Origin of the sequence: Sphingopyxis sp. UBA6723, assembly GCF_002454115.1 — a bacterium.
Lineage (GTDB): Bacteria > Pseudomonadota > Alphaproteobacteria > Sphingomonadales > Sphingomonadaceae > Sphingopyxis.
This window is the reverse complement of sequence record NZ_DKIH01000002.1, coordinates 12594-25539: the sequence shown is the minus strand read 5'-3', so window position 1 is coordinate 25539 and position 12946 is coordinate 12594. Positions and strand designations below refer to the sequence as shown.

The 12946-nt window shown below is 63.8% G+C and carries 14 protein-coding genes and 1 pseudogene; 7 read left to right on the top strand and 8 right to left on the bottom strand.

All coding sequences use genetic code 11. The features are described from left to right. The first annotated feature begins 279 nt into the window (after positions 1-279). Together recF and B4F07_RS00440 are read left to right on the top strand one after the other, a co-directional pair. Entirely contained in the window at positions 280-1389 is a 1110-nt protein-coding gene (gene recF / locus B4F07_RS00445; RefSeq protein ID WP_293699432.1) for a DNA replication/repair protein RecF, read from the top strand. Between the two features lie 167 nt (positions 1390-1556). Beyond that, positions 1557-1781, top strand: coding sequence for a hypothetical protein (locus tag B4F07_RS00440; RefSeq protein WP_293699429.1), 225 nt, complete (start codon positions 1557-1559; stop codon positions 1779-1781). Positions 1782-1892: 111 nt separating this feature from the next. Here the strand turns inward: B4F07_RS00440 and B4F07_RS00435 are convergent, their stop codons facing one another. The 3 genes from B4F07_RS00435 to B4F07_RS00425 are packed head-to-tail and all read right to left on the bottom strand — an operon-like array spanning position 1893 to position 5210. After that, on the bottom strand, positions 1893-2237 hold the full coding sequence (locus B4F07_RS00435; protein ID WP_293699426.1) for an ArsC/Spx/MgsR family protein: 345 nt from the start codon (positions 2235-2237) through the stop codon (positions 1893-1895). 33 nt (positions 2238-2270) lie between these two features. Then, positions 2271-2951, bottom strand: a complete 681-nt coding sequence (locus B4F07_RS00430) for a Fe2+-dependent dioxygenase (protein WP_293699424.1) — start codon at positions 2949-2951, stop codon at positions 2271-2273. Positions 2952-3002: 51 nt separating this feature from the next. Next, entirely contained in the window at positions 3003-5210 is a 2208-nt protein-coding gene (locus B4F07_RS00425; protein ID WP_293699421.1) for a TonB-dependent receptor, read from the bottom strand. Positions 5211-5454: 244 nt separating this feature from the next. On the opposite strand from B4F07_RS00425, the gene B4F07_RS00420 reads away from it, so the two are divergent. Beyond that, positions 5455-6186 (top strand): murein L,D-transpeptidase catalytic domain family protein, encoded by a 732-nt coding sequence (locus B4F07_RS00420; RefSeq protein WP_293699419.1) that lies wholly within the window; start codon positions 5455-5457, stop codon positions 6184-6186. A gap of 111 nt (positions 6187-6297) precedes the next feature. On the opposite strand, the gene B4F07_RS00415 is transcribed toward B4F07_RS00420, so the two are convergent. The 4 genes and pseudogenes from B4F07_RS00415 to B4F07_RS00400 all read right to left on the bottom strand — a co-directional run bounded on the left by B4F07_RS00415 (position 6298) and on the right by B4F07_RS00400 (position 10163). Then, positions 6298-7656: a L,D-transpeptidase family protein gene (locus B4F07_RS00415; protein WP_293699416.1), complete on the bottom strand. Its 1359-nt coding sequence runs from the start codon at positions 7654-7656 to the stop codon at positions 6298-6300. 158 nt (positions 7657-7814) lie between these two features. Further along, the gene (gene accC / locus B4F07_RS00410) at positions 7815-9158 is read right to left on the bottom strand and encodes an acetyl-CoA carboxylase biotin carboxylase subunit (protein ID WP_293699414.1); all 1344 of its coding nucleotides are present in this window, start codon (positions 9156-9158) and stop codon (positions 7815-7817) included. A 9-nt stretch (positions 9159-9167) separates the two neighbouring features. Beyond that, positions 9168-9652 (bottom strand): annotated as a pseudogene (gene accB, locus B4F07_RS00405) (acetyl-CoA carboxylase biotin carboxyl carrier protein). A 70-nt stretch (positions 9653-9722) separates the two neighbouring features. Next, complete coding sequence (locus B4F07_RS00400; protein WP_293700933.1) at positions 9723-10163, bottom strand: type II 3-dehydroquinate dehydratase; 441 nt, start codon at positions 10161-10163, stop codon at positions 9723-9725. 75 nt (positions 10164-10238) lie between these two features. Between B4F07_RS00400 and thiS the strand changes: the two genes are divergently transcribed. Genes thiS through B4F07_RS00390 form a run of 3 tightly spaced genes read left to right on the top strand, consistent with a single transcriptional unit; the run spans position 10239 to position 12071 of the window. Next, positions 10239-10448 (top strand): sulfur carrier protein ThiS, encoded by a 210-nt coding sequence (gene thiS / locus B4F07_RS17400; RefSeq protein WP_349681305.1) that lies wholly within the window; start codon positions 10239-10241, stop codon positions 10446-10448. Then, positions 10445-11215 carry a thiazole synthase gene (locus B4F07_RS00395; RefSeq protein ID WP_349681304.1) on the top strand — a complete coding sequence of 257 codons (771 nt, stop codon included), beginning with the start codon at positions 10445-10447 and terminating at the stop codon, positions 11213-11215. The genes thiS and B4F07_RS00395 overlap by 4 nt, the downstream gene beginning before the upstream one ends. Positions 11216-11219: 4 nt before the next feature. Next, positions 11220-12071 (top strand): amidohydrolase family protein, encoded by an 852-nt coding sequence (locus tag B4F07_RS00390; RefSeq protein ID WP_293700932.1) that lies wholly within the window; start codon positions 11220-11222, stop codon positions 12069-12071. 7 nt (positions 12072-12078) lie between these two features. On the opposite strand, the gene B4F07_RS00385 is transcribed toward B4F07_RS00390, so the two are convergent. Continuing rightward, positions 12079-12528 carry a hypothetical protein gene (locus B4F07_RS00385; protein WP_293700931.1) on the bottom strand — a complete coding sequence of 150 codons (450 nt, stop codon included), beginning with the start codon at positions 12526-12528 and terminating at the stop codon, positions 12079-12081. A gap of 141 nt (positions 12529-12669) precedes the next feature. Between B4F07_RS00385 and B4F07_RS00380 the strand changes: the two genes are divergently transcribed. Then, positions 12670-12852, top strand: coding sequence for a CsbD family protein (locus tag B4F07_RS00380; RefSeq protein ID WP_293700930.1), 183 nt, complete (start codon positions 12670-12672; stop codon positions 12850-12852). Positions 12853-12946: the final 94 nt, after the last annotated feature.

The window sequence follows — 12946 nt, the reverse complement described above, 5'->3', positions numbered from 1 at the left end:
GTAATGCAGGGACCGTGCCAATTGCATTCATCGGCGGTTCAGCGGGGTTTCGACGATGACGGGAGACAATTCGGCCGCAAAATGTCCATCCTTATGGTGAAATATCCCACTGAACGGAAAAATTCACGGAGACCGTTCGGTTTGGCCCGCACCCGATCATCCGGATGCGCTAGGACGCGATGGCGAGATCCCGGCCTTCGCCGGGATGACGGCAGGAGATCCGGTGCGGGCGGGAGTGGGGTGGCGCGGTCGCAGTAGCTGCGGTAGGCGGCATACAGGATGACGCTGACCCGCCTTTCGCTGACCGATTTTCGCAATCATGCCGGGGCGGAGCTGGTGGCCGGACCAGGACTGGTCGCGCTGCACGGCGACAATGGCGCGGGCAAGACCAATATATTGGAGGCGATTTCGTTGCTGGCACCGGGGCGCGGGCTGCGCCGCGCCGCACTTGGCGACATGGTGCGCGACGGCGCGAGCGGCGGCTTTGCCGTATTTGCCGAGGTGCTGGCGGGCGATGATCTGGCGCCGGTATCGCTGGGCACCGGGATCGAGCCCGCGCACCCGGGACGGCGGATCGTGCGGATCAATGGCAGCCCGGCGGCGGCGGCGTCGCTGGGCGAATGGCTGGCGGTGCTGTGGCTGACCCCGGCGATGGACCGACTGTTCGTCGAGACGGCGGGCAATCGGCGGCGTTTCCTCGACCGGCTGGTGCTGGCGCTCGACCCGCGCCACGCGCAGCACAGCAATCGATATGAGGCGGCGCTGCGCGCGCGCGGTAAATTGCTCGCCGACCTTTCCAGCGCCGACCCGCAATGGCTGGCGAGCCTGGAGGCGCAGTTGGGGGAGCATGGCGCGGCGATGGATGCGGCGCGGCAAACCACGCTGGCAGCGCTTTCGATCGAACTGGCCGGGCAGCCCGACGCGCCCTTTGCCCGTCCGCTACTGACGCTGGTCGACAGCGACGGTGCGGCGCGCGCGACGCCTTATGACGGGACGGCGCTGCAAGCGCTGTTTGCCGGGCGCCGCCGGATTGACGCGGCGGCGGGGCGCGCCACCGCGGGGCCGCACCGTGACGATCTGGTCGCGGTCCATGCCGCGACTGGCCGCGTCGCGGCGCGCTGTTCGACGGGGGAGCAAAAGGCAATGCTGCTGTCGCTGGTGCTAGCGCATAGCGACTGCGTGGCGCGCGCGCGCGGACGGCGACCGGTGCTATTGCTGGATGAGGTCGCGGCACACCTGGACCCGATGCGCCGCGCGGCGCTTTACGCGCGGCTGGCGGGGCAGAGAGGGCAGGCGTGGCTGACGGGAACCGAGGCGGCCCTGTTCGCAGACATGCCGGGACCGGTGACCCGATTCGCCATTGCGGGGGGGCGGATCGCCGCGGGCTAGCACATCGCGCCAATCCAATTGGCGCCGATCTGGCGCTTTTTCCGGACGTAATCCACGGGGCGCTGCATTGCAATATGGCCACAGCGCGCTATAAATTTGTCTGTGGAACAATAGTATAGCGTAATGCCGGGTCGATCCACACTGCACATCCAGCCAGGGAGTTTAACATGAATCTTTTCAAGAAGGCCGCGGTTAGCCTTGCCGCGACGTCGCTCATCGCAGCGCCGGTCGCTGCTTCGGCCGCGCAGAGCGCTCGCGCCGTTTCGACTGTCGAAGGCGAGAGCGAGCTTGGGGGCGAAAACAGCTGGATTCTTTTGGCGCTCGCAGCTGTCGGCGTCATCGTCGGCATCGTGCTGCTCACCGACGGCGACGACGAACCGACCAGCCCGTAATCCGGTCTGCGTTCGCGCGATAACGGGGGGCTGCGGACAATGTCCGTGGCCCCTTTGCTATTTTACGCGCTCAGGTCGCCGGTGCCGTTTGTGCCGCCGCCATGTGCGGCGTCAAAGAATTTCGTGGACCCGGTCCTGCGGGCGGCACAGCCGAACGCCCTTGTCGGTCTCGACGATCGGACGTTCGACATAGGCAGGGTTGGCGGTCATCGCAGCGATGATGGCATCCTCGTCGGCGTCCGTCAGCCCGCGTTGTTCGGCATCGGTGCCGCGCAGCCGCAGTGCATCGCGCGCCGCGAGCCCTGCGGCGGCGAAGAGCTGTCGCAGCTTGTCCGCGGCATAAGGGTGTTTCAGATATTCGACGACCGTGAGGTCGATCTCCGGGGTGTCTTGCAGGATCGCCAGCGTCTTGCGCGATGTGCCGCAGGCGGGGTTGTGCCAGATGGTCGCTTTCATCGTTGATCCTTGCTTGGCTGAGCGCGCTTTGTGTCAGGGTTGCGCCCATTGACGCAGCAGATTGTGATACGCGCCGGTGAGCGCCACCAGCGCCGGATCCTGATCGCCGACGCGCGGTCGCAGCGACTGGATCGCGAGGTCGATGTCGAACAGTATCGTGCGGCGCGCGGCGTCGGCGACGAGGCTTTGCACCCAGAAAAAGCAGGCGAGACGCACACCGCGCGTGACCGGAGTCACCCGGTGCAGGGTGCTCGCAGGATAGAGCAGCATTGATCCGGCGGCGAGCTTGAAGCGTTGCGCAGCGCTGCCATCCTCGACCTCCAACTCCCCGCCAGCATAACTCTCGGGATCGGACAGGAACAGGGTCGCCGACAAATCGGTACGGAGCGCCAACCCGTCGGGAGTCTGGCGGATGGCGTTGTCGATATGGGTGCCGAAATCATGGCCGGTCGCATACCGATTGAACAGCGGCGGAAAGATATGGCGCGGTAGCGCGGCCGACTGGAACAGCAGGCTGGCGCGAAGCGCCGGATCGACGATGTCTTGCAACTGGCGCGTCACGCTATGTCGTTCGGGCAATTGTTCGTTGCGTTTGACGGCGGCTGATTGATAACCGGCGGTGACGCGGCCATCGGCCCATGGCGCGTCGGCCAGCAGTGCCTGTGCACGGGCGAGCGGATCGCCGGTCAGGACATTATCGACGACCAGATACATGGCAGCGTCATGCCCCGGGGATCGCAGCGTCGCAACCCCCGGGGATCGCCATCAAAAGTCGAGGGCCAGGGTCAAGACGCCCGAGCGGCCAGGGCCGGGGATCGATTGACCACTGCCCAATGACTGGAAATAATATCTGTTGCCAATATTATAGACGTTCGCCCGCAGCTTCACATTGTCGGTCAGCCGGTATTCGGCGAAGGCATCAAACACCGTGTAGGACGGCACCGTGATGACAAAATTGCCGCTGGTCAGGCTGGCCGGAATGTCCGAGCGGCGTTTGCCATTATATTGTACCCCGCCACCGATCCGAAAGGCCGGGGTGACGTCGAACGACGTCCACAGCGTCGCGCTGTGCGGCGGCGTGTTGTCGAGCGGCAAGCCAACCTGCACCGGAATGTTCGACGCGCGCACTTCGCCGTCAAGGTGGGTGTAACCGGCAAAAATATCCCAGCCCGGCATGATCGTTCCGGCCGCCTGAAGTTCAATGCCGCGGATGCGCTGGCGCCCGTCGAGAACGACCGGCGGATCGCCGGCATCGACGCCGGGGGTGCGGGCATTGGTTTTGGTGATTTCGAACAGCGCCGCGCTGAGCAGCAAGCCGCCCGGCAATTCGAGCTTTCCGCCCAGTTCGAACGAACGGCTGCGTTCGGATTTGACGTTGAAGTTCGCCGCGGTGACGGGCGCATTGTTGTTGCCGCCGGCCAGCTGGACGATTTCGGCGCGGCCCGATGGTTCGAATGCGGTGCCCCAGCCGAAATAGAGGCTGCTGTTGGCGCTGGGTTTGAACACCAGCGCGGCGTTGCCGCTGAATTCGCTGTCACGGCGCGAAAGGTCGGTGGCAAAGCCAGGCGCGGTGAAGCCGCTGTCGACGATACCGCGCACCCGCGTATCGACCCAATCGTGGCGGATGCCGCCGACGATGCGCCATCGATCGCCGAGTTCGACGGTGTCAAACAGATAGAGGCTTTTGGTGTCGATATCGATGCGCGCGGTAGTGCCATTATAGGCGACCGGCGCCGCGGCGAGGAACGCCGGGTCGAAAAGATTATATCGCGGGCCGTCGGCATCAAGCTGGCGGCGATTGCGGGTCAGTTCGTCGGCATATTCGAATCCGACCACGATATTGTGGCGGAAACTTTCGCTGCCCAACGTCAGTTCGAGCTGGGTCTGGTTGACGAACAGTTTGTCGCGCTGATCGCGAAACTTGCGATTGCCGACCCCTTCGGTCGTCGGGCCGAGGGTGGTGACATTGCCGACGAAGCGCGGCGACGATGCCGATTGAGCATAATCGGTCTGCGCCCAGCGTGTCTTGTTGCTGATCGTTGCGGCGTCGCTGAACCGATGCGAGACCATCAACGTCCCGATGTGCGTGTCGACATCGCGATAATCGGTCGAATAGCCGTAAAAATTACGGCGGTTGAGTGGCACCGGGGCGCCCTCGAACCCCGATCCGGCCAGCGATCGATTGCGCGCGTTGGGAATGCCCATATCGGGCAGATCGTCCTGGGTCAGAAAGAAATAACCGGCGGTCACCGTCGTATCGGCGCCGATACCAAAGCCCAGCACCGGGTTGATGCCCCAGCGCTTGCTGTCGACGCGATTGCGCCCAGCCTCGTCGTTGCGGTGCGCGACTGCATTGATGCGCAGCGCGATGCCGTTCGCTTCGTCGAGGACGATGTTGCTGTCGATCGTGCCGCGAAAATACTGGTCGGTGCCCACCGAAAGTTCGGCGCCGTGGCGGTTTTCCAGCAGCGGCTGGCGCGACACGATGTTGAGAGAGCCGCCGATATTGCCGCGTCCCGCAATTGCCGAAGTCGGGCCTTTGGTCACTTCAAAGCGGTCGGCGTTGAACGGGTCGCGGAAATAATTGCCGGGGTCGCGCAGCCCGTCGACATATACATCGTCGCGGCCCGCAAAGCCGCGGATCGAGAAGCTGTCACCACCACCCGGCGGATTGCCTTCGCCCGCCTGAAAGCTGATCCCGGTGATATTGCGCAACGCATCGCGCAGGGTGCGGCGGCCCTGTTCGGCCAGCAGCTGATCGGTCACTACGGTGGCACTGTTGGGGGTATCGACCAACGGCAGCGGGCTGCGCGGATCGGACAGACCCTGGGCAACATAGCCGGTGACAACGATGGAATCGACGTCCGCGCCCGCACTCGCCGCCTCGTCGGCGGCGAAGGCAGGTGTCGGCATCGCTGCCAAGCCGCCGGTAGCAGCGGCGATCAATGCCATGCGGACAGATGCTGCGGTCACGAAAACTCCCCTCGGCGTTGATAGTCGCACGCGAGCTAGTGATATTGCAAATGGTTTGCAAGTGCGATTTCGTTGGCGAAGGCGTCGCAAATCAGCAAATTTATCTTTAACCTGCAGTTCATGGCAATTATGCCACACTTGCCCGCATGACCGGGAACCACCTGCTTGCCTTTCACGGCCAACGCCCGACTTATGCATGGTCGAAGGATCGCCGAAGGCGGCCAATGCGGGGTTGGGTAGCCAAGTGAGTAAATTGATCGATCGCAGGGCGATGCTCGCCGGGCTGGCGGGAGCAGGCGCCATTGCTGCCGTGCCGGGACATGCGCAACTGCCCGACTGGATTCGCCAGCCGACGCCTCCGATAGCGCCGCCGGTCGATTATCTGGCGGTCGCGCGCAAGCAGATCGCGATGCAGAGCCGCTTCATCCCACAAACCGATCGTGTTGGTATCGTCGATTTCGGACTGCCGTCGGCGCGCCCGCGCTTTGCGCTCGTGGATATGGTGGCGGGCAAGATCGAGATGTTCCCGGTCACCCATGGCCGCGGGTCGGACCCGCAGCATGACGGCTGGCTGAAAAGCTTTTCGAACCGTGTCGGCAGTCTCGCGACTTCGCGCGGTGCGTATCGCACCAGCGATTATTATTGGGGCGCCAACGGATCGTCGATGCGCCTGGCGGGGCTGGAACCCGACAACAATAATGCCGACGTCCGCGCGATCGTGGTTCATGGCGCCTGGTACGCCGACCCTTCGCTGATCGCGACGCAGGGCAAGCTGGGGCGGAGCGAAGGCTGCTTCGTGTTCGGCGAAGAGCTGTTGCCGATGATCCTCTACAAGTTGGGGCCGGGGCGGCTGCTGTTCGCCGACCGGCTGAGCGAGATGCCGCCGGTGCCGACGCCATTCCAGCTGCCTCCGGTCGCCGACAATATCCGCCGTGTTGGTTCGGTCAACGGGACGTTTCCGACGACAGCGGATTGAGGCGCAACGTCGTTGTGGGGTGGTGAGCGGCCCGCCAAATCACGTCATGCTGAAACAAGTTCAGCATGACGTTTCAATGTATCTCGCTTTCTATTCCGCAGCGGAGGCCGTTCAGTAAATCCCCGAAGTCCCCGGCGTTGTGACGCGGGCGGTGGTTTCGACCGTCGGCACTACCGGCGGCTTGGCCGGAGCGATGATTGCGGCGGTGGGGCGGCCGGGCTTGGCGAAGCTGGCCACCACCGGCGCGTCGCGGCCGTACAGGTCGGCGAGCTTTTTGGTGCCGCCCTTGCCGTCGGGAATCACGGTCCAATAGGCGACATAGACCGGGAAGGGATTTTCAAAGCCGAAGCGCGTCGTCTTGCCGCTGGCGATTGCTTCGCCAAAGGCTTCGGGGCTCTGGCCGGCAAACATCACCGCCATCAGGCCCGAGAAATGCAGTGCGCGTTCTGTGCGGATGCAGCCATGGCTGAAGGCGCGGGCGGCGGCGTTGAACGCGCCCTTTGATGGCGTGTCGTGGAGGTAAATGGCATGGTCGTTGAGCATTTCCATCTTCATCACGCCAAGCGCATTGTTCGGCCCCGGTTTCTGCACCACCGACAAGGTCTTGCCACTGCCGGTCCAGGTATAGCCCTGCGCGCGGGCAGCGGCGGGGTTGCGCGCGATGGTGGCGCCAATCCCTTCGTTGATGATGCTGCGCGGCAGCGTCCAGTTCGGGTTGACGATGATTCCGGTCGCCATCGGATTCAGCTGCGGCGTTGCCGTCGAGGGTTTGCCGACGACGGCCTTGTGCGTCGCGATGACCGTGCCGCCGTGGACGACGCGGGTCACATATTCGGGGACGTTGCTGACGACGTAACGGTCGCCTAGCGCGCGCGGCATCCAGCGCCAGCGTTCCATGTTGACGCGGATCGCATTGGCGTCGGCGGGCGCCTTGGCCTTGGCGAGTGACGCCTTGAGCACCGCAAAATCCGGGTGGATGGGGTTGAGCGCAGCGAGCGTTTCGCGGATCGACCCGGCGTTCAGGGCGGTCTGGAGCAGCGGCAGCAAGGGTTCGGCATCGGCGTCGCTATCGACCATGAACCATTGTTTGCGCGCGGCGTTCGGCGTGCGTCCGTCGCGCAGATGCGTCGCGAGCAGCAGGAAGGTGTCGGTCGCGAGCTTGTCGAGGCGCGCCTGATCGCCTGCGAGGATGGCGGCGGCCAGCGCGTCGGGATTATAGTCCTTAGCGAACAGGCCCTCGGCGCCGATTTTTTCGATGCTGCTGAGCAGCGCGGTGGCGTTTTCTTCGCTCCAACTGGGCATCGCGATGGTCGCGGCGACCACGGGAGCATCGTCGGCGACCTTGTCGGGCTGAAGGATAACTGAATCCTCCTTCACCGCCGTTTGCGCAAGGGCAGGCGTCGCGAGCAGGCTCAGCGGAAGGAGAAAGGTTGCGGCGTGGCGCGCGGAGATGGGGGAGTTTTTGACCATGGTTAAAGCCCATAGCCAATAATGCCGGGGAGTTAAAGTGAGGTGGCGCACAGCTGGGCGCACCTATTTTTCCGAGATCCCGGCGGAGACCGGGATATCGACGGTGCGTCCGAAACAGCCGGTGAGACCCCGGCCTCCGCCGGGGCGACGATGGTGAATCAGGCTTTCGCCTCCGCATCCTGCCGGGCGAGCCAGTCTTCCAGCCATTTGATCGTGTAATCGCCGTTGATCACATCGGGGTCGGCGAGCAGCGCCTGATGCAGCGGAATGTTTGTCTTGACCCCCGAAATCACCATTTCCTCCAGCGCGCGGCGCATGCGCATCATGCAGCTTTCACGCGTGCGACCATACACGATCAGCTTGCCGATCATGCTGTCGTAATAGGGCGGGATCGAATAGCCCGCGTACAGCCCGCTATCGACGCGGACGTGCATCCCGCCCGCGGCGTGATAATTGGTGACCTTGCCGGGTGAGGGCATGAAGGTGCGCGGGTCTTCGGCGTTGATGCGGCATTCCATCGCATGGCCGCGAAACTCCAGGTCGTCCTGTTTGACCGACAGGTCGCGGCCGCCCGCAACGCGAATCTGTTCGCGGACCAGGTCGAAGCCGGTGATCATTTCGGTCACCGGATGCTCGACCTGGATGCGCGTGTTCATTTCGATGAAGAAGAACTCGCCATTTTCCCACAGGAATTCGATCGTCCCGGCGCCGCGATATTGCATCGCGGCCATCGCATCGGCGCACACCTTGCCCATGCGCGCGCGCTCTTCGGCAGAGATGATCGGCGAGGGGGCTTCTTCGAGCACCTTCTGGTGACGGCGCTGAAGCGAGCAATCGCGCTCGCCGAGGTGGATCGCCGCTCCCCGACCGTCACCGAACACCTGAAATTCGATGTGCCGCGGGTTGCCGAGATATTTTTCCATGTAGACGGTCGGATCGCCGAACGCCGCGGCGGCTTCGGATGAGGCCTGACCCATCAGGCTTTCGAGACTGTCGGCGTCTGGAACGACCTTCATCCCGCGCCCACCGCCGCCGGATGCGGCCTTGATCAGCACCGGATAGCCGATGTCTTCGGCCATCTTGCGGCATTCGTCGCCATAGGTGACCGCGCCGGGCGAACCCGGAACGACCGGCAGTCCAAGCGCGACCGCGGTGCGCTTCGCCTCGACCTTGTCGCCCATGGTGCGGATATGCTCGGGCTTCGGCCCGACAAAGATCATGTCGTGCGCTTCGATGATTTCGGCGAAGCGCTCGTTTTCGGAGAGGAAGCCATAGCCGGGATGGATGGCGTCGGCGCCGGTGATTTCGGCGGCCGAAATGATCGCGGGGATGTTGAGATAGCTGTCCTTCGCCGCGGGCGGCCCGATGCAGACGGCTTCGTCGGCGAGGCGGACGTGCATCGCATCGGCGTCGGCGGTCGAGTGAACCGCAACCGTCTTGATGCCCATTTCATGGCAGGCCCGATGAATACGCAGCGCGATTTCGCCGCGATTGGCGATCAGGANNGAATCTCAGGCGATGGTGAACAGCGGCTGGTCGAACTCGACCGGCTGGCTGTTCTCGACATGCACGCCCGTCAGCGTCCCCGATGCGGGGGCGACGATCGGGTTCATGACCTTCATCGCTTCGATAATGAGCACGGTGTCGCCTGCCTTTACTGCCGAGCCGATGGTCGCGAAATTCGGTGCGCCGGGTTCGGGTGAGAGATAAACGGTGCCGACCATCGGGGATTTGACCGCATCGGCGAAACTTGCCGCGGCGGGGGCGGCTGCGGCGGGTGCTGCCGNNCCGCCGGTACGGCGGCGGCGGGCGCCGGTGCGGGAGCGGGTGCATAGGCGACGGGCGCCGCGGCAACGGCGGCCTTGCGCGCGACGCGGACCTTGCGATCGCCGTCCTCGACTTCGATTTCGGTCAGGCTGGTATCGTCGAGCAGTTCGGCAAGTGCGCGCACATAGGCCGGATCGATATTGATGCCATCGTCTTTATGGTCACCCATGAGAATTTTCCTGTTGTTGCGGCGTCCATTGATCAGGACGCTCAGACCCCGTTTTTGATGCGCCCTCTTGTCAGAGACGCGCGGCGGCGTCCAGCGCCAGCGTATAGCTGTTCGCGCCATGGCCTGCAAAATGGGCGACCGCCGCCATGCCGACATAGCTAATGTGGCGGAACGGCTCGCGCTGCATCGGGTCGGACAGATGGACCTCGATCACCGGCACTTTGATCGACTTGATCGCGTCGTGGAGCGCGATCGAGGTATGGGTGTAGCCGCCCGCGTTGAGCAGCACCGCCTTGGCGCCCGCGACATAGGCCTCGTGCAGCCAGTCGATCAGCACGCCCTCATGATTGGTCTGGCGGCACTCAAGGCGGAGGCCGAGGTCGATGGCCTGCGCTTCCAGCCGCGCGTGGATATCGTTGAGCGTGTCATGCCCGTAAATCTCCGGCTCGCGCGTGCCGAGCAGATTGAGGTTGGGGCCGGAGAAAACAAAAACGGTCGGCTTGTCGGTCAATGCGGGGGCTTTCGGTTGCGGCAGGGAACGCTCCCCCTATATGGGCTGCTCGGCAAAAGGCAAAGCAAGGCGGGAATGGCGGTGATTTCGATCATGCTCAACGGTGAACAGCGGCAGGTCCGTGAAGGCAGCATTGCCGATCTCGTCGCCTCGCTGGGTCTCGACGTCAAAAAGGTCGCGGTCGAGCGCAACCGCGAAATCGTGCCGCGCTCGACGCTGGCCGATGAGGCGCTCGTCGAGGGTGATGCGTTGGAAATTGTCCATTTTGTGGGAGGCGGTTGTTGACCGACACTTGGAGCGTTGCCGGGCGAACATTCACGTCGCGGCTGATTGTCGGCACCGGCAAATACAAGGATTTCGAGCAGAATGCGGCGGCGGTCGCAGCATCGGGGGCCGAGATCGTCACCGTCGCGGTGCGCCGCGTCAATGTGTCGGACCCGACCGCGCCGATGCTAACCGACTATATCGACCCCAAGAAGATCACTTACCTGCCCAACACCGCGGGCTGCTTCAACGCCGACGATGCGATCCGTACGCTGCGGCTGGCTCGCGAGGCAGGGGGCTGGGATCTGGTGAAGCTGGAAGTGCTGGGCGAGGCGAAGACGCTCTATCCCAACATGCGCGAAACGCTGGAGGCGACCGAGGTGCTCGCGAAAGAGGGCTTCCTGCCGATGGTTTACTGCGTCGACGATCCGATCGCCGCGAAGCAGTTGGAGGATGCCGGCGCGGTGGCGGTGATGCCGCTGGGCGCGCCGATCGGGTCGGGGCTGGGGATCCAGAATCGCGTCACGATCCGCCTGATCGTCGAGGGCGCATCGGTGCCCGTGCTCGTCGACGCGGGTGTGGGCACGGCGAGCGATGCGGCGGTGGCGATGGAGCTAGGCTGCGACGGGGTACTGATGAACACCGCGATCGCCGAGGCGAAAGACCCGATCCGCATGGCGCGGGCGATGAAGCTGGCGGTCGAGGCGGGGCGCGATGCCTATCTGTCGGGGCGGATGGCGCTGCGCAAATATGCCGACCCGTCGAGCCCGCTCGCGGGGCTGATCTAGCGTCATGAAAATCCCGTCGTTGCTGGCCGCCGTCCTGCTGGCCGTTCCCCAGATCGCGACCGCGCAGGCGCCGATCGATAGCCATGTCCATCTGTGGAATGGCGAAAAGTCGATCGCGGACTATGAGGCGCAGGTGAAGGCCGCTGGACTGACGGTTGCGGCGTTCGGTGGCATGTGGTTCGGCGGGCCGAACCAAGCGCTCGCAGGCAACCCCGACGACATCCGCGCCCGCAACGATGCGCTGCTTGCGCTGGCGGCGAAGCACCCGACCATGGTGCCGATCGCGACGGCCCATCCCTACGACGGCGCCGCGGCGCTGGACGAGTTGCAGCGTGTTGCCGGACTTGGTGTGAAGCTGCTGAAGATCCATCCGCATACGCAGAAGTTCGATCCCGCTGACCCACGTGTGCTGGCGCTGGTCCGGCGCGCCGGCGATCTTGGCATCGCGGTCGTCATCGACAATGCGAATATCGTCCCCGGCGGCGACAGCGAAAAGCTGTTCAACCTCGCGCTAGGGGCGCCGAAGACGAAGTTCGTGTTTGCGCATATGGGCGGGTTGAATTTCCGCTTCTGGAACATCCTGAAAATGGCGCGCACGGCGGAAGGGTTGTTCGGTAACAATATCTATTTCGACATTTCGGCGACGGTGACGCTCGTCGCCGACGCGCCGATCGAGGAAGAGTTTATCTGGACGATGCGCAATGTCGGGATCGATCGCATATTAATCGGGTCGGACTACCCGCAATTCTCGCTGAAGCAGACACTCGATGCGCTGGACAGGCTCGACATCACCCCCGCCGAAAAGGCGAAAATTCGTTATGAGAATGCGCGTGATCTGATGGGATTGAAGCCTTAGGCTCAAATCAGAAGGGCGCGGGCGGGCGGTAGAGCATTTCGATGCGTTCGATCTGGCCATTGATGCCCAGCACCACTTCGAGATCCCACAGCAATTTGCCGGGGCCATCGGGCAGCACGATCAAGCGATAGGGCTGCCACAGCTTGTTATCGGTCGCTTCGCGCTCGACGCTGAACGTCTTGGCGAGCGGCAGGCGGAGAAATGCGTCGCGGGGAGCCGTGCGCGTCATCGGGTAAAATGCGGGCGCGCCGGACAGCAATTCGAAAACGACCGGCTCACCGCTCTTTAACTTCGCTTGCGCATCGGCGACTTTTGCGATCAGCGCCGCCGCTTCTTCGGCTGTCAGACCGCGCAGTTGGGGTTGCGCGGCGACCCTGGTCGGGGCGGGCTGGGCGAGAGTCGCGGGGGCAAGCAGCAGTGCGGTCGCGGCGATCAGGGCAGGGCGCGAAAATATCATGGCGCCATTCAATCTCATTTGCGGGGCAGGTCAATTACCCTTTTTCGCAGCGATTTGCCGGGCGCCGGGAACATCTGGCGCGGCGGCTCGTTGGTCAGGCAAGAGGTGCTATTGCCTCGGCCAAGAGCAAGGAGATTTTCCATGGGTGAACTCACCGACAAAGCAAAAGGCCTCGCCAATGAAGCGATCGGCAACACCAAGCAGGCGATCGGCAAGGCGACCGACAACGATCGCCTGACCGGCGAAGGCATTGCGCAGGAGCGCAAAGGCGAAGCCCAGAATTTGAAGGGCAAGGTCAAGGGCGCGCTCGGCGACAAAGTCTGACGCGACCGTCCTTTTTGCTAAAAGAAAAGGCCCCGGGAAACCGGGGCCTTTTTTGTTCCTCCCTGTCGCGCAGCGATGGGGAGGTGGCAGCGCG

Excerpts from the sequence above, each read along its gene's own strand:
- B4F07_RS00385 (WP_293700931.1), bottom strand. The coding sequence starts at position 12,528 with ATGATATTTTCGCGCCCTGCCCTGATCGCCGCGACCGCACTGCTGCTT.
- recF (WP_293699432.1), top strand. The coding sequence starts at position 280 with ATGACGCTGACCCGCCTTTCGCTGACCGATTTTCGCAATCATGCCGGG.
- B4F07_RS00435 (WP_293699426.1), bottom strand. The coding sequence starts at position 2,237 with ATGAAAGCGACCATCTGGCACAACCCCGCCTGCGGCACATCGCGCAAG.
- B4F07_RS00440 (WP_293699429.1), top strand. The coding sequence starts at position 1,557 with ATGAATCTTTTCAAGAAGGCCGCGGTTAGCCTTGCCGCGACGTCGCTC.
- B4F07_RS00415 (WP_293699416.1), bottom strand. The coding sequence starts at position 7,656 with ATGGTCAAAAACTCCCCCATCTCCGCGCGCCACGCCGCAACCTTTCTC.
- B4F07_RS00390 (WP_293700932.1), top strand. The coding sequence starts at position 11,220 with ATGAAAATCCCGTCGTTGCTGGCCGCCGTCCTGCTGGCCGTTCCCCAG.
- thiS (WP_349681305.1), top strand. The coding sequence starts at position 10,239 with ATGGCGGTGATTTCGATCATGCTCAACGGTGAACAGCGGCAGGTCCGT.
- B4F07_RS00380 (WP_293700930.1), top strand. The coding sequence starts at position 12,670 with ATGGGTGAACTCACCGACAAAGCAAAAGGCCTCGCCAATGAAGCGATC.
- B4F07_RS00430 (WP_293699424.1), bottom strand. The coding sequence starts at position 2,951 with ATGTATCTGGTCGTCGATAATGTCCTGACCGGCGATCCGCTCGCCCGT.